The following is a 17123-nucleotide window of genomic DNA, read 5'->3' on the forward strand; positions in this document are numbered from 1 at the left end:
TAATCTCTCGATGGCGTAAGACCATAGAATATACAAAATAAAATATCAATAAAAGAACCCTTCAGGTTCTTTTTAATTTCTGTATGTGATTTTTTAATTAAACTCTCTTTATAAAGGAACTTAAGTTCGCGTATAACAAGAACAAACGTTCTTTTATATTTAAGGGGGAATTACAGTGTATGACTATTCAATCCTACCGAATAGAATCATCTTATGTGTTGATTTACGCAGTTTTTACGCTTCAGTGAGTTGCATCAAAATGGGACTTGATCCCATGCATACAAAGTTAGCTGTAGTCGGCGATGTAAATAGAAATGGTTCAATCGTTCTTGCTGCAACACCACCCTTAAAAGCCCTGGGCGTAAAGAAGACGGCAAGGCTCTACGAGATTCCTCAAAGAAAAGATATTCTTGTTGTGAATCCGATTATGAATACTTACATAAAATGCTCTAATTACATAACAAAGTTAGCTTTACAATACGTTCCTTATGAGAATTTCCACCAATATTCCATAGATGAATTTCTGTTGGACGTTACTGATAGCATTCATTTATTTGCTAACGATCCCTATGAATTTGCTATGAAATTCAAACGTGAAATATATGAACATACACGCATTGAATGTACCATCGGAATTGCTCCGAACCCTTTAATGAATAAGATTGCTTTAGATATTGAAGCAAAGAAGAACAAAGGCGGGATTGCTCTTTGGAAGTATGAAGATGTCCTTACGAAATTATGGGGCATACGACCACTTAATAAATTTTGGGGCATTTCGTACAAAACGGAAGAAAAGTTGAATCGAAAGGGAATACATTCAATCGAAGATTTAGCCAATTACCCTCTTAAATATTTAAAACAGAGTTTCGGCAAGATAGGTAAAGAATTGCACTTACATAGTAATGGCATCGACTTCAGCCGTATTTCGGAGAAATACGTCCCTGCTAAAACTTCAATCGGAAAAAGCCAAATTCTAATGCGTGACTATACAATAGAAGAATTCCCAATTGTTCTATTGGAACATATTGAAGAAGTCTGTTATCGCCTTAGAAGACAAAATAAACTTGCTCAAACCGTTCAATTTTCTGTTGGTTATAGCAAAAGTTATAACGATGGGATTAGAAAAACACATACTTTAAGCCATCCTACTAACTTAACAATGGATATTTATAAGATTTGTACATATTTTTTACATGAACAATATACTGGAGAACCCATCCGCAGCATAAACATTTCTCTAACGAATCTAATTCGGGAAGGGGAGGAACAAATTTCTCTTTTCGATAATATCACGCAACGAGAACAAGAAATGAAGCTAACAAAAGTAATGGATGAAATACGCACAAGGTTTGGGAAGAACAGTATTTTACGTGGGATTTTCTATACACATAGCGCTACAGCTAGACACAGAAACTCACTGATAGGGGGGCATAAGGCATGAGTAACGTCAATATGCCAAAAGGAAGAGGAATGATCAAATGGTCTCCGTTTGTTATCAAGACCTAAATCCCAAAAAAATTGAAATATCAACCTCCTAACATATTATATATGGCTAATATGTTAGGAGATTTTTTGGCTTAATAAATTTTGGAACTGATTTTTAAATATATTTCTGTCAGCGTTTAAAGGGGTACCGCCAGCATTTCGGAAAAAAACCACGCTAAGAGTATGCAAGATTATATACAGTTTTTTGGCTAATCCAGTAACTAACGAGAAACCTAAAACCGCGCCATAATAGGAATGTATAAAAAAATGCATAGGTCCATAGAACGAAAGAAGAAGGTTCCCTTGTGAGAGTAGGGTTCCCCCTTTATCCTTGCTACCGATAATAGGACGTTATGTTAACCGATCATGTATGTGATATACAGAAAAGGGAACGAGCTTTATAATAGATTTAATTACCATAAAATAAGAAAATGAGGAATGTTATGACTACTATTAAAGAAATTGGAAGTTTATGCATGACAGATAAAGAAGGATATATTATTAACCATTCAAATAAAAACAAGATTAATCCTATTTTTCTCCCAATAATAGACGATGTGATTCACATATATTCCACTTATCTCGGAAATGATTTACACAGTGTATATATAAGAGGATCCATTCCAAAAGGAATAGGTATTAAAGGAATAGCTGATTTAGATAGCATAGCTATTGTCAAACAAGACCCTAACAACTTACAGTTAAGTTGGACAAAAAAAATAGAACATGAATTAAATCAAAAACATAGTTGCGTGGATGGTATTGAACTGAGCTTTCACTCCTTAGAAGATATCTTAAACAACTCATCTTTTTCTGTAATGAGTTTTATAATTAAAACCCATGGAGTATGTGTATTTGGAGAAGATATAATACCTCAATTACCAAATTATAAAGCGAATGAACCTTTAGCAAACAATCATCTTATTCACTTGAAGAAACAAATTGAAAATGCTTGTGACGACCTTCAAGACAACACTGATACAGAAGATATTAAAGACTGTTGTAAATGGATTATGAAAAACATAATAAGAGCGGGCCTTGCACTTATCATAACCAAGGAAAAGGTATATACAAGAGATTTGTACCCCGCCTATAAACTTTTTTCAAAACACTTTCCTGAAAAGGAAAATGATATGAAAAAAGCACTTGAATACGTGATAACACCCATAATAGATACAAAAACATTGTTATCATTCTTAAATGAGTTCGGACAATGGATGATTGATCAAGCCAATGAATGGCTACAATTTTACAATCCAAATAGAGAACTAAGTATGAAAATATAGCTTAAGTATTAACTTCCGCTTTCGAATTTTATGTAAATAAGCTGTCCATATGGACAGCTTATTTTTTACTTAGCGTGGTTTTTTTCCGAAATGCTGGCGATACCCCTATTAACTCTTCACGAGACAAGTAAACGGACCTTTATTTAATACTTAAATTATCATTCCGATTTTTACCACAAATTCTTTTTAATTGTATAGCAGGTGAGAATTTGCTGTACTTATTTCGTTTTAGCTTCCATACTTTATGTATGTAGTGCATTCTTATCAATTTTCCCTATTACTTTAACTCGTAGGGGCATTAACTTTAGAACTCTGCTAATGGATAAGCAAGCTAATAATTATACTTGAAAATGGAGTGATACGATGAATAAGACGTATGATGTCATCATTACCGGTGCTAGATGTGCCGGCTCTACCCTGGCAATTTATCTTGCTAAGGCAGGTTTCCATGTGTTGTTAGTGGACCGAGCGAATTTTCCAAGGGACACATTATCAACCCATACCTTTTTCAATAATACTGTCGCTCTTCTTCGAGAAACCGGTGTCCTGGACAAGTTATTGGAAACAAAAGTACCGCCGGTACGGGATATTAAATTTCAATTTGAGGATACCGTGATAGAAGGTCTCATCCCTGAGGTTTACGGAGAGGAAAGTTGTTATTGTATTAGAAGAACTTATCTCGATCATATTCTACTTGAACAAGCCAAATCCCAAATGAATGTAACTGTTTTAGAAGGATTTCGTGTGACGGATGTCATCCGTGATGACGAAACAGTGATAGGCGTGAAAGGTTTAGACGGCGACAACGAGAAACAAGAATTTTTAGCTCGCCTGGTAGTCGGGGCAGACGGCCGATCCTCTATTATTCGCAAGCTGGTAAAAAGTGAACTCAAAATAAGTATTCCGGCAACAGTCGGCATCTATTTCGGGTATTTCTCTGGATTTCGCCACGATAATGTCCCTAAATTTGAAGTATACAAGATAAAAGATAACACAGCCATTCTCTTTCCAACGAATGATGATTTATATGTAATTGTCGGCATTTTCCCATTAGAAAATAAGGAATTGATAGAACGGTTGAAATTAAATCCGGAAATCTGTCTACGCAATTTCTTTACAGATAACTTTCCGAATACAACAATTGGGGCGCGCTTGAAAAATGCAGAACTAGTAGAACCGGTCAAAGGCATTCTCGGATATGATAATTACTGGTATAAAGGAATGGGAAAAGGATGGGCGTTGGTTGGAGATGCAGTTTGTTTTAAAGATCCTGGCATGGCGCAGGGTATCCATGATGCTATATGTGGAGCACGTATATTATCCAATATTCTATCAAAATATAAGGGACAATCCGATCAATCAAATCAAATGTCTGAAGAATATCAAAAGGCAATAGAAGATGAGTTTATGGTTCGGTTTCACATGGGATGCCAAATTTCGAAGAATGAACGCATATCTGAACAACAGGATGCTGTCAACAAGCTAATCAGTTCCCATCCAGAGGCTATAGAGAAGTTTTTAGGGATTTACAATTATGCAAACGAGCCCGCTGCTTTAGAAAAAGAACTCGCACGAATTATGCAATCGATCTAGCAATGATTTTAGAGATTAAGTGATTTAAGGGGTAGCACGCACATTTTAACTTTTTTATACGCTAAGGGATTCTCAAAACTCAATAACACGATTTGAATTGAGTTTTTGATTTAAGGATGAGTTTTGAGACACTATTTAGGCTCTTTTCAGCACCTTTTACATTGGAACGCACTTGTCTCAAATACATACGTTTTTGAGATCAGATGATTCTCTTAGAGTAGTAAAATCAACGTTTTTTCATGTTGAATTTTGCTTAGCGTATATTTTCGTTAAAATGTTGGTGATACGCCTATCAAAAATCACAAATAAAAAAAGATAAGATCGGCGAACACGATCTTATCTTTAGCACAAGGAGTAAACAAAAGGATAACCATCATATTTTTATTATAATTTATTTTTTGTTAATTTTGAATATTAGAACCATACTTAACAAGTATATCTATATTGAGAAATTTATTACAAAATTAGTTATAAATGATTCAAAACTCCAAAGTAAACTTTTAGCCAAAGGTTTACTTTCATTTCCGCTTAAACATTAACTTTCATCTAATTTCATTGATGTTCTAAAAACAGCAAAAAAGTATACATTCAAATTACTGAAAATAAAGGGATTGAAAAGTGAATGGATAAAAAGCAACTCATAATTGAATTCGAGGCAAAGAACATATCCAAGGTATGAAAATGGTCTCTTAAACGTCATTGTTCAAGTCGTTATATGGTGATTTATGTTAATTGTTTTAAGAGGGTTTTTTATAAAAAAATCTATATGTATATATTGTTCCTTACTTTAAAACGTAATACAATATACACACAGCTTGTTAGCGAGGTATATTGTATTACGTTTTATTTTAAAGAATTTAAATTTAAGGAGTGTTTATATTTAAATGTTTGAAGAACAGTTGCTATCTTTTTATGAAAAAAATTTAAGCCTATGGAATTTAGTTTATAAACATTTTTTTAAAAATTTAATTATTGTAGCTTGTAGTTTAACTATTGGTGGTATTGTAGTTTTTGGATTATTATATATAAACTTTGGTTTAAGAAATGGTATGTATGATTATATTTATATTTATTTAATCTATATTTCTGTTTATATAAGTTTATCTATGTTTATTTTATATGAATTCATAGTATATCCAGCAGAACTTTTTTCTACTAATAAATATGGTATTACATTTAAAAGTAGTAATTGGAGAATTTTCATTTATTTTATTATTCGATCTTATTTGTTTAAAGAACGAATTCTAGTTTGTGATAATGAAGAACGTAATAAAAATTCTTTGGAATTTCTAATAAAATCTTTGGAAAAGAGGAAAGAGACGGAAGAAAAACAAAACATTCTCACAACTATATCAACTTATGGAGGAATATTCTTTTTATTTTCTATACCAGTATGGTCTGGGCTTAATGCCTGGATTTTTAATCATGGTGGTATTAATACTTTATCAGATGCAGTAGCTTACTTTCTTATAATGATCGTATTCATTTCTATAGCTGTATTTTCAATTTGGATGCCTTTAAAAACAACTGTTTTAGATGATCTTTTAAGAAAAAAATCATCTAAAATTTCATATTTAATAACCGCTTTAGCTAGTATTCGTTTTTCTTTAGAGAACCCTAATTATATTAGAATAGAAAAAAGAATTACAATAAAACACCATGAAATTAACTTAATTATTAAAGAAAAAAATATATAAGGGGTACGGAAACGATTCTGGGTATGAGTGGCCACTCTGGGTTTTAATTACAAATTAAAAAAGAACTTTATTCAAGTTCTTTTAATCTAGGATACAGGGCGGCCTGGCTCACACCTATAATTTGGCATATTTTTTTCACTGTTTTATTGGTGTGCTCCCGTAATTCAATCGTATGATTCATATCTGAGTGTTTATCCGTGTATTTCTTCAATCTCCCTCTATACACTCCTTTTTGTTTCGCTACATGACCATCAAGCTAATAATTTTAACAACACCCATTATGAAAATTTATTTTTTCGCAACTAAAAGACAAATAAAAAAGGTCCTTAACAATTTGTTAAGGACCGCGGAATAAAACCGCAATTTGGGTTAAAACCCAATCAGTTTGTTGAAAATAAATTGCGATTATAATGGCAATTGAATTCTCAAAAGCAATGTTTCAAATGAATCTTATCATACCTGTAACTATAATGGTATCAATAAAATATGGATTGGATTACAAATAGTGGTTCCCAATATTAGAAAAAGTTTAAAAATTAAATACTTCTCATGAAGAAAGAGCCTTAAGACGAACTTGTATCAAGAAATTTTTAGAGGAAGCATCCATAGCGGATGCTTTTTTTCTTTGCTATATAAAATTTATATAATAAATGAGAAATTAACTAAGCAACAGTTGAATACTGTAACCATCGTCCCATACATTGATTTATAGTTAAAATATTTAAAACAAAGGTTTGTATAATATTCCTATACCTAATTTCTTTATCACATAAACAAAAAAATAAGAAAATTCCATTTACATATATTCAAGAATTATAGTTAGTTATAACGTGAAATTGATTTTCTTATAGTTAATTAATCTTAAATATAAATATATATATTTCTGTAAGAATGCACTATTTTCCTCTATTTACCTATGTATACATTTTTACTAATTTATTATGATATCAATGTTTATTTAAAACGGTTTATATAAAATCAACAAATGGGATTTTTTGAGGAAGGGCGGACCTTTATATATTAATTCACATAATTTTCAAACATTAAAGCTCTGGATGTTAATATTTGTTATATAATGGAATCAAGCCGTAATCAATATGGTTTCCCCGTTATAAATAATGAGATAATTTATGTGTCCCGTGTATTCGCTTTAAAACAAAAAGAACTTGTAGTGATTTCTACAAGTTCTTTTTGTTTTTCTTATTTCATTAGAAAAAAGCCTTTAAATATAGCAGAAATAATAATGAAGTGTTTATTTCTCGTTTGCTAATTAAAAGTTTGTATTTTAACAGGTTTCATTAATAAACATATTTTATATTATAGAATATATGATTCAAGAGTTGAAAAATAAGGAAAAAGAGAAGAACCACCAATATTCTTCCCTTTTTCCTATGATTAGGGTTTCTATATTAATGAATATAGAAGATTATAAAATGTTGGATGCAACAGTTTACACTCAAAATTATAGCAGGAGTAACAGTTATTTTTTATGCAATATTGCATAAAAAATATGATTTATCAAATATACATAGCTAATGAAGAACACAAAAACTCTATATAGGATGAATTTAATTCTTACAGTTACTTTATAGTGAGTTAAAAGCGACAAAAACAAAAAGGTTAATTTTATCAATACGAGTTTTTTCTTTTACATATTAAAATGGAAGTACCCTTTCAATGTATGCTGACCCCTTCACAAATCGTGAAGGGATTTTTTTATTTAATAAATGAGTTTTACAAAAGATACAAAATGTTAAACTCAAAAAAACCAGCGATATTATACACATGTACTGATATCACTGGTTTTTTATATGGATATTTGATAGTCAATTTTACAAACTATAAAAAATTACAAGCTCAGTTTTACATTTTTACAACAATATTTTTGTAAGATTATCTTTCTTTCCCCTCTGTTTGATTGGCTTGGAACTCCATTTTTAGCGCAATACTATCCCCTTGAAAAACGTTTTGATCTGTTCCGTTGTCCTCAAATATAAACTTTATCCAAAACCAATCCATTTTCCCAGGTTTTAATCCCCCTGTTTCAGTCCACTTAGAATGAAATACTTTTTCAGAGACAATTTCTGAATTTTGCGATTTTAATTCTGCAAGGGTTGTCTCGTATGCAGGGCTTTTTGCAGGATCCCAATCCCAAAGAAATTGTACTTTAATATGTTTACCGAAATCTTCTGTAGTATTATTTTGTTTTAAGTCGTTTACAGTATAGTCTATTTTCATCATTAAATCTTTAATATCTAATGTACCACTATTTTTTAAATTGAATTTCTTTAATATTTTGTCCCCAGGTTTTAAATTTTCTAAGTTAAGTGAAGTAGTTGGTTGCATAGCTAAATCCAATGTACCTGCAGCAAATGTATTATTTGTTACAACTTGATCGCTAAAATATGCATATGTTCCCCCACCAATTAAAGATAAACCAAGAGCGGCTGAAACCACTCCAACACCTAATTTCTTTTTCAATGACATTTTTTGTTCCTCCCATATCATTTTTATAATCTTTCTCCCTAATCAACAGAAAAGGTCCCCTTAATTCAGATATACCATGAATTGTTAAAAAATCATATTAAAAGAATAAAATCCCTTATTGAGAAAATTATGTTATTTTTATCTTCTATAAATGAAACGTCCAAAAAATAGAAAAATTGAATTTATAATCATCGAAAATTCTTCCAAGAACAAATTAATTTTAAATCGCTTTTATGATTAGAATTATTTATTTCTTCAGGAGTATTCTAACGCTACAAAAGGTACACCTTTTGATGTATATTGAAACCTACTCGATTTAGCACTTCAAAAGGTTCGAAAATATACTTTTGAAGTGCTAAATAATTAATTACACTTTTTGAAGTATTTTTGATATAATTTCATTAGAAACACTTTTGAAAGGGTGTCTATTTATTTTGAATACAAGAAAATTCGGATATATAAGGGTTAGTAGTAAAGATCAAAATGAAGATCGGCAGCTCGAAGCAATGAAACAGCTCATCATTGACGAACGAGATATTTTTATCGACAAACAAAGTGGAAGAGATTTTAATCGTGATCAATATCAACTCGTAAAACGTATGTTAAGAAAAGATGATATTTTATATATTCATTCCCTAGACCGTTTCGGCAGAAATAAAGAAGCTATCCTTGAGGAGTGGAAAGATATTACCCAAAATATTCAAGCTCATATTGTCGTATTAGATATGCCGCTTTTAGATACAACTCAATATAAAGATAGTTTAGGAAATCTTATTACTGATTTGGTACTTCAAATTTTATCGTGGCTTGCTGAAGAAGAACGAACAAAAATAAAGACTCGTCAACGTGAGGGTATTGAAGCTGCAAAGAAAAAAGGAAAGCATTTGGGCAGACCAAAAACTGAAATCACACAGAAATTTATCGATGTATATAACGATTGGAAACTTGGAAAGATTACAGCGCTATACGCCATGAAGAAGTGTAATATGACAAGCCCTACATTTTACAGAGTAGTCAAAAGGTATGAGGGTAAAGAGTGAAAAATATAGCATGATTACAATAGAGACCCAAAATATAATAGAATTATTATCTTCTTATTTATCAAATAAAGGAAGAAATGTTTCTACAATCAATCAATATACCTACGATGTGGAAAGTTTCATTCAATGGCTGCACAAATCAAAAAGGTTTACTAAAGATAATATTTGGGAATCACTACAGAAAAAAGATTTCGAATTATTTTTTAACTATTTAAAAGAAGAAATATCAGTACTTCGATAACACTGTAAAACATATTTATATGGTCTTTAAATAGAATATAAAAATACTGGGGTTTACCAAACCCAATAAAAAGAATGATAAACATTAATCAATCAAATCACCCATTACGTAAAGAAGATTTTATTACTATTGAAGATAAACAGTGTTTAATATTCATTTCGAAAATAATATAATATCTATTCTGAAGAAGATAAAATACGATTATTCAATTATTATAAGAAGATTCTTGAAATCGTTTGTCCTAAATATCATACTTCTGATCCACTATTTATTGCATTTGATTTTACTCGCGGAACATACCTATCGAGCTATGAGGATTATGCACCCAAAGGTTTAATCAATGTTTCTGTTCAAAATTGTTTCACCTTTGAAGCGAAACGTGCCAATCTAAGCAAAGAAATTTCTGCAAAACATTTTCGCAACACCTTTATTTTAAAGATGATTCATCACAAAAGAAGATTCAGAACAAAATATATACCAAATTAGATTTAAGTCTCACCTATCATTAAAAAGATAGTATGGCTATTACAATCATCTAAATAATATTTAAATAGAAAAATGGGTTTGACATAAAGTTTAATTAAAGGTAATCATCTAATTAATAGAAGAACATAGAAATTACTAGTGTAAAATATGTATGAATATGTTGGAATTGAAGGAAGTGATGCATATAAAATTAGCAGAATTAATAATGAAGTTTGGATACAGGGTGTTAAAGATACAAGTGATTAAATGAAGTATAAGATTGCACAAGAACTTAGTTTACAGTCTGATGCAGATACAATATCTCGTGTTAATGATTCCTTTAGTAGTTAAATCATTAAACATTAGTAGCCTTGACAGTAAATCCATTCATTATTTTCATTGCATGACATAACAAATAATAGTAAATAGTTAATTTGCTTTATGGGGAATTTTAAAAGCAATAATACATCTTTTTTGTTGTATAAAAAACACATAATAAAAACGGGTTTCTGACGATAGTAATCCATATTAGATTTAATGTAATATTATTGAGGCGTGTTAACTCTCTATAAATATATTCTATAAAACAGAATTATTTATTTTTAGCAGATCAATCAAGAATATTGAGATTTCTTAGTTTTCCAGGTAGAGTGACACTACAACTTACAGGGTTGAGATCTGATCCCTCAGCTGTTTTTGGAACATATTTACAATTTTTATTATATCATGTAAATCATATATTAAGATGACTCTCTTATGTATATGTATAATTTCATATTTTTAGTAAAAAAGAAAATGTTTACAAGATATCCCTTAAATATGAAAATTTATATTTACAATTTTTATTGTATCATGTAAGTCGTATATTTAGATGAACTTCTTATGCATATGCACAATTGCATATTATTTGTAAAAAAGAAAATGTTTACAAGATATCCCTTAAATATGAAAATACTTATATTTACAATTTTCATTGTATCATGTAAGTCGTATATTTAGATGAACTTCTTATGCATATGCACAATTGCATATTATTTGTAAAAAAGAAAATGTTTACAAGATATCCCTCGAATATGAAAATACTTATATTAGAATTCTTAAGAAGGGCGTAATTAATATGGAAAATTAAAAATCTGAATCATATAGTGAGACAAAAATACTGGTTTATTAAAAATCAGGCTCCTTCTATGTTTGAATTATATTTCTTCATACAGGGAAATTCATTTTTTCTGGAATAGAATCTATGTATATTGTTAAAAAATCAATTCGTTTCATGAGGGGAATCTATCCAAAATCAAAAGAAATTTATTCATCAACTGTTCGAGTTAGCTTCATAAGATAGAAATGTAGAGGTAATCGCTACTCTGTATTTCAATTTTAAAAACAGATTTTTAACGTGTATTAAGATGCTGTAATTTATAATTCCATAAGAACATCATAAAATTTTATATGCTATTGCCTATTGTAAAAATATGTAAAAAACTCACCTTTTATTTCATAAAAGATGAGTTTTTTCTTTGTTTGCTTGTATAAAGTCATTTACTTATTTGATTCCTGATATATATTGCTTAGAATTCCCAGTATAGGTCCTACAATAGTGAGTTGATACTTAACGCTTCATTATTTTACTCCTAGTTTGAGAAAATACATAGGCATAAACTATTTTATGTGTAGGATATTTTATTATACTAAAACACCTTGGGTGTTAAAGACATCTTGAAAAACTAATTGTTTATCGAGAACCTCTTGAAAATCATTACATTCTAGTAAACCATTATTTTTCCAAAATAGATGTTCCACATGATCTTCGGGATAATTAGCAAAAATATATTGCATAGTACTAAAAACTGCTTCTAATTTTTCATTACTCTTTACAATTTGTTTATCACCTAAATATTGAGAAATTAAATCTATGTATTCTTCAAATCTTTCTTCACTAGATGGGTCTATTTTCACAACACCAATCTTTTCCACTACATTTATTCCTAAATAACAACCTATTTTCTCTAGATAATTCAAAACAGGTATCGCTCCATTACTTTCTGCAGATGCTAAAACGATACCTGCTTTTCCAGCTAAACGCATTAAATGACACCAAGCACTTAGTCTATCTACAAGCGCTTTCATATCTCCTGAAACATTATGAGAATATACAGGACTAGCTAGAATAATAAAGTCCGCTTCTAACATTTTTTTCTTTAATAGTTCCATATGATCGTCTGGATTTTTTTCAAGATCGCAAATCCCCATATTAAAACAGTTTTTACATCCTGTAGAATGATTAATGTTTGTTTTATCAGCAGTATATAAATCGTATTCAATATCATTTATTTGATTGAGTTTATCCAACATATTTTTAACATATAAAGTTAAACGAGATTCTGGATTTCTACTACCTACATAAGCAAATACTTTTTTTTTCATAAAAATGCCCCTCACTGGATTTTAATTCCTAAATATTTCAATATTTTACTAATAACAAGACAAAATTTACTATTTTCACTGTAAAAAGTCAAGTTTTTCACAAATTTTTCATAATTAAATAAAATATTGACAAATTCAGAATATGGGTTTTATTATAGTAATCGTGGTAATTGTTACCAAAAAAAATAATTTGCGGAGGTATTTTATAATGATCAAATCCAATTTATTAAAAGACCCAGTCTTGAAGAAAAAATTAGCAATTAATCTTGATAATCCGATTGGAGATATCGGTGAAGAAATTCAAGAACAAGATGTAAATGGCCATGTTGGCGGACTTTCACCTGCTATAGTTAGTGCGGCTGGTGGAGTTCTTTCACTAATTAGTGTAGCAACAGGTGGTGTAATTAAAGCTGCATCTTCAAAGGCTCAAAATCCAGGAAGATATTGTACAATTTCAGCAGAATGCTTTGCTGGAGAACGTTGCGATTAACATTATAACACTAAAATTTAATATTATTCGGTAACGATTTAAACACAAAATAATTTTATGAGGAGCAAAAAAATGTTTAGTCAAAAATCTTATTTATTAAAAAATCCAGTTGCAAAAAATAAATTTGGAGCATCTATGACTAATCCTTCTGGTGATATCATAACAGAAATTCAAGAACAAGAATTAGAATCTGTAAATGGTGGAATTACTCCAACAGTAGGTTGGTCCGCAGTGGTTGTTAGTACTACAATTGTAAATTCTGCACTGGTAGTATCAGTATCTGCAACAAATTATGGAAGAGTGTGTACAGTTTCAGCAGAGTGCTCTAGTGGTTATAAACGCTGCGATTGATAATAAATAATAAACAAAGGATAGTGAACAATTATGCATATGAATCATAATCTTATGAAAAATCCAGTTGCAAAAAACAAACTAAGAGTACTTGATGAAAGCCCAGCGGGTGATTTATTAGAAGAAATTCAAGAACAAGAATTGCAAAATGAAGGTTTTGGTGGGATTAGCCCAGTTGTATCTGCTGCTGTTTCAGCTGTATCTGCTATATCTATAGCAGGAACTTCTATAGTTTCAGCTTCTGCTACAAACCCAGGAAGATATTGTACATGGTCAGCAGAATGTTCTTGGAGTCAAAAACGTTGCGATTAATAGAAATGTAATCATTTATTCCTGATATAAAAATAAAATAATTATATGTAAGCTATAACAAAATTGTTATGGCTTACATTTTCATTTTCGATAAATAAAGTAAGTACATCTAATTTAAAAAAATGAGGTTTATACATAATGACAAATAATCTAGAGACTAACGAATTAGAAATTACCTTTGATGATGTAATTGATTATTGGATGACTCTGTTTCCTGAAATTACAGAAAAAAAAGATTTAGAAAAAGTCTTATCGATCTCAGATACTTCGTTCAAAGAACTAGAAAAGGAATATAATGAAGCAAGCTCGACAAATGTTGATATAAATCGTTTTTTTAGAGTCCAAATTGATAAGCGTGTAGAAAAAGTTTTTGATAAATTAATCGATGATTTACCTTGGGCTCACTTTTTCAAACCTATAGTTAATTACTACGCTGAAGATTTATACGGGTTTTTAACTAAAATTCCTATTATTGAAGATACAGATAATTTATTTGAACAAATTATTGGTGGAATGGTTCAAAGATTGGATCGAATTAGTTATAAGGTCATGATTTTAGAAACAAATGTAGCTCGTTTAGAAAATAAATTAATAGGTAACTCTTCGCAGGAAAAGGCATTATATTTTAGAAATGTCTTGCTGAAAGATGCATCATTTGTTCAAGCTCTCTATAGGGAATACCAAGAGTTAAGTAACATCATGGATTTTAAAGTGAAACATACATTTGATTATATGAAACAGATAATTAAAGATACAACTGATCAATGGGATCATTTATCTAAAATATTTACAAAAGAAAATAACTTAGGAAAATTACGAGAAATAACTCTCGGCGCAGGCGACACTCACAATGGAGGAAGGTCCGTTTCTATCTTGAAATTTAGTTGTGGAAAAAACGTCGTATACAAGCCAAGAGATTTACAACTTGAAAAAGGTTTTTATGACTTTATTCAATGGGTCAATCAACAGGAAAGGGAAAATTCACTCGATTTAAGAGCAGCAAAAGTTCATTTTATCGAACACGCTGGATGGGTAGAATGTATTGAATATCAAGCCTGTGAAACTTCAGAGCAAATTAAACGTTTTTATTATCGTACGGGACAGTTATTAGGTATTCTGTATGCTGTTAATGGTAAAGACTTTCATTTTGAAAATATTATTGCTCAAGGAGAATATCCAGTACTAATAGATTTAGAGACCTTTTTACACCCAGACTTACACACTGTTGATAAAAATAACGCATCAGCAAGTATGTTAGCAAATGAGATTATTTCTTCTTCAGTAGATGGTATAGGACTTCTTCCTAGCCCAATAATAAACAACAAAACTAATAAATCTGTTGATGTGGGTGGAGTAGGAGCGGAAGAAGTACAAGTTTCGCCGTTCAAATCTACATTTATAGCAGATATAGACTCTGACCAAGTAAGAATTACAAAAGATTATGGGTTGCTTGGCACCCAGAAAAATAATCCTAATTTAAATGGCATTGTTTTAAAGTCAAAAGACTACTTAGAGCAAACCAAAAATGGATTTATTGATACATACAGATGGATTTTAAAAAATAAAAACTCGTTCATTTCAAAGGTTGTGGAATTATTTGATCAAAAAGAATGCCGGGTTCTTTTTAGATCAACATATATTTACGCACAATTACTAACTACAAGTTATCATCCAGATCTGTTACGTAATCCTTTGGATAGAAAAGTCTATCTACATAGACTTGCACTTATACTAACTGATGAATTCAAAGATATAGGACTGTCAGAAATTTATGATATGAAACAGGGAGACATACCACTTTTCACATCCACTACAAATGAAAATAAAATCTATAATGGTAGAAAACAGCATATAGTAGGACCAAAAATTGTACATTCTCCAATTGAAACAATCAAATGGAAAGTAGAAAATCTTAGTGAGACAGATTTAGAAAGACAATTGAATTTTATAGATATTACTTATCTCACAAAATCCAATGACAGCAATAAGGATATAACGAACCTCAAACTACAAGAACATTCTGACACAGAAATATCTCAAAATGAACGCGAAAAATGGTTAAATTTAGCGTTAGAAATCGGAGAGCATCTATTAGATAAAAGTATTATTGGAAAAAACGATGGAAAAATAGATCGAACATGGATTGGTTCTTTTTCTGCAGATAAGGAGAGCACAACTACTTATCTGTCTCAGGTCGGACAGGATATGTATGGCGGAAATAGTGGCATTGCTTTATTTTTAGCGCATTTAGGATTTATTACAAATAGTCAACATTATAAAAAAGCTACGTATGAAGCAATTTTACCAGTTGTACAGAGTGTAGAGCTTTTTGAGGGAACAACAAATGTAGGAATTGGTGCTTTTACAGGGATAAGCGGTCAAATCTATACGATTTTCCAGATTGGACATTTATTTAAAGATGATCAATTAATAAAGCTTGCACAGGAAAAGATTTTATTATTAGAAAAGATTATTAATCCAAAATCGATTCATGATGTTATTGGAGGTATTGCAGGTACAATGGCTGTAGCATTGTCAATGTATGAACATTCTACAGATAATATAATTAAAAAAGATCTCATCAATCTTGCTAATCATTGCTTTAATGCATTAAAAGAGAGTACAGTTCAGTTTAATGATAGAGATGGTATAACGTGGGGAGTAGAAGGGTATACAGGATTTTCACATGGAAACGCAGGGATCACAGCCTACTTAGCAAAACTGTATAATATTACAAAAAACATAGAGATTTTACCTATTATTGAAGAGGCACTGAAGTTCGAAAAAACGCTATATTGCGAAGAGACTAACAATTGGTACAATAGTGTTGAGAAGGAAAATCGAGCTTATGGATGGTGTCATGGAGCACCAAGTATGTTATTAAATCGAGTAATGTTGTATCAATATGAGTGTTGTGTTGAACTTATAAATAAAGATTTACAAATTGCACTGGAAACTACAAAAAATGATGGGCTTGGAAGAAATCCTAGTCTATGTCATGGGGATTTAGGGAATCTAAGAATCTTGCATTTTGCAGCCTCGGTTTTAAAAGATGAAACCTTACAAAAACAGTGTATAGCTACGTTTGACGAACTATATACTTCGTTTTTACAGCATAAATGGGATAAGGGAGTATTTAGAGGCACAGAAAATTATGGCTTGATGGTTGGACTTTCAGGCTTTGGTTATACTTGTTTACAATTCTATGCTCCTGAAGTAGTAAAAGATATTTTATGGTTAAATTAATTGCCC

General features: G+C 30.6%; 11 protein-coding genes and 1 pseudogene. 10 read left to right on the forward strand and 2 right to left on the reverse strand.

The annotated features are described in order from the left end of the window. Positions 1 to 175: 175 nt before the first annotated feature. The 4 genes from ACW0JX_RS29260 to ACW0JX_RS29275 all read left to right on the forward strand — a co-directional run bounded on the left by ACW0JX_RS29260 (position 176) and on the right by ACW0JX_RS29275 (position 6061). The gene (locus ACW0JX_RS29260) at positions 176 to 1441 is read left to right on the forward strand and encodes a Y-family DNA polymerase (RefSeq protein WP_459245979.1); all 1266 of its coding nucleotides are present in this window, start codon (positions 176 to 178) and stop codon (positions 1439 to 1441) included. 487 nt (positions 1442 to 1928) lie between these two features. Next, the gene (locus tag ACW0JX_RS29265; RefSeq protein ID WP_459245980.1) at positions 1929 to 2771 is read left to right on the forward strand and encodes a nucleotidyltransferase; all 843 of its coding nucleotides are present in this window, start codon (positions 1929 to 1931) and stop codon (positions 2769 to 2771) included. Between the two features lie 363 nt (positions 2772 to 3134). Continuing rightward, positions 3135 to 4364: an NAD(P)/FAD-dependent oxidoreductase gene (locus ACW0JX_RS29270; RefSeq protein ID WP_050845653.1), complete on the forward strand. Its 1230-nt coding sequence runs from the start codon at positions 3135 to 3137 to the stop codon at positions 4362 to 4364. Positions 4365 to 5248: 884 nt separating this feature from the next. Then, positions 5249 to 6061: a hypothetical protein gene (locus tag ACW0JX_RS29275; RefSeq protein WP_459245981.1), complete on the forward strand. Its 813-nt coding sequence runs from the start codon at positions 5249 to 5251 to the stop codon at positions 6059 to 6061. Positions 6062 to 7954: 1893 nt separating this feature from the next. On the opposite strand, the gene ACW0JX_RS29280 is transcribed toward ACW0JX_RS29275, so the two are convergent. Then, positions 7955 to 8548 carry a TasA family protein gene (locus tag ACW0JX_RS29280; protein ID WP_153218429.1) on the reverse strand — a complete coding sequence of 198 codons (594 nt, stop codon included), beginning with the start codon at positions 8546 to 8548 and terminating at the stop codon, positions 7955 to 7957. A 434-nt stretch (positions 8549 to 8982) separates the two neighbouring features. On the opposite strand from ACW0JX_RS29280, the gene ACW0JX_RS29285 reads away from it, so the two are divergent. Both ACW0JX_RS29285 and ACW0JX_RS29290 read left to right on the forward strand, forming a co-directional pair. Beyond that, a complete protein-coding gene (locus ACW0JX_RS29285) occupies positions 8983 to 9588 on the forward strand; it encodes a recombinase family protein (protein WP_216104772.1) in 606 nt (201 codons plus the stop codon). Between the two features lie 10 nt (positions 9589 to 9598). Next, positions 9599 to 10346 (forward strand): annotated as a pseudogene (locus tag ACW0JX_RS29290) (integrase). A gap of 1631 nt (positions 10347 to 11977) precedes the next feature. Here ACW0JX_RS29290 and ACW0JX_RS29295 read toward each other — a convergent pair. Further along, positions 11978 to 12718, reverse strand: a complete 741-nt coding sequence (locus ACW0JX_RS29295) for a flavodoxin family protein (RefSeq protein WP_459245982.1) — start codon at positions 12716 to 12718, stop codon at positions 11978 to 11980. A gap of 208 nt (positions 12719 to 12926) precedes the next feature. On the opposite strand from ACW0JX_RS29295, the gene ACW0JX_RS29300 reads away from it, so the two are divergent. From ACW0JX_RS29300 to ACW0JX_RS29315, 4 genes are all read left to right on the forward strand, one after another. After that, positions 12927 to 13208: a plantaricin C family lantibiotic gene (locus ACW0JX_RS29300; RefSeq protein ID WP_459245983.1), complete on the forward strand. Its 282-nt coding sequence runs from the start codon at positions 12927 to 12929 to the stop codon at positions 13206 to 13208. 72 nt (positions 13209 to 13280) lie between these two features. Further along, complete coding sequence (locus ACW0JX_RS29305; RefSeq protein ID WP_137073824.1) at positions 13281 to 13559, forward strand: plantaricin C family lantibiotic; 279 nt, start codon at positions 13281 to 13283, stop codon at positions 13557 to 13559. Positions 13560 to 13592: 33 nt separating this feature from the next. Then, positions 13593 to 13871 carry a plantaricin C family lantibiotic gene (locus tag ACW0JX_RS29310; protein ID WP_137073821.1) on the forward strand — a complete coding sequence of 93 codons (279 nt, stop codon included), beginning with the start codon at positions 13593 to 13595 and terminating at the stop codon, positions 13869 to 13871. Positions 13872 to 14009: 138 nt separating this feature from the next. Further along, positions 14010 to 17117: a type 2 lanthipeptide synthetase LanM family protein gene (locus tag ACW0JX_RS29315; protein WP_459245984.1), complete on the forward strand. Its 3108-nt coding sequence runs from the start codon at positions 14010 to 14012 to the stop codon at positions 17115 to 17117. The last annotated feature ends 6 nt before the right edge of the window (positions 17118 to 17123 follow it).

Source organism: Bacillus sp. C-3-6, from assembly GCF_054509685.1.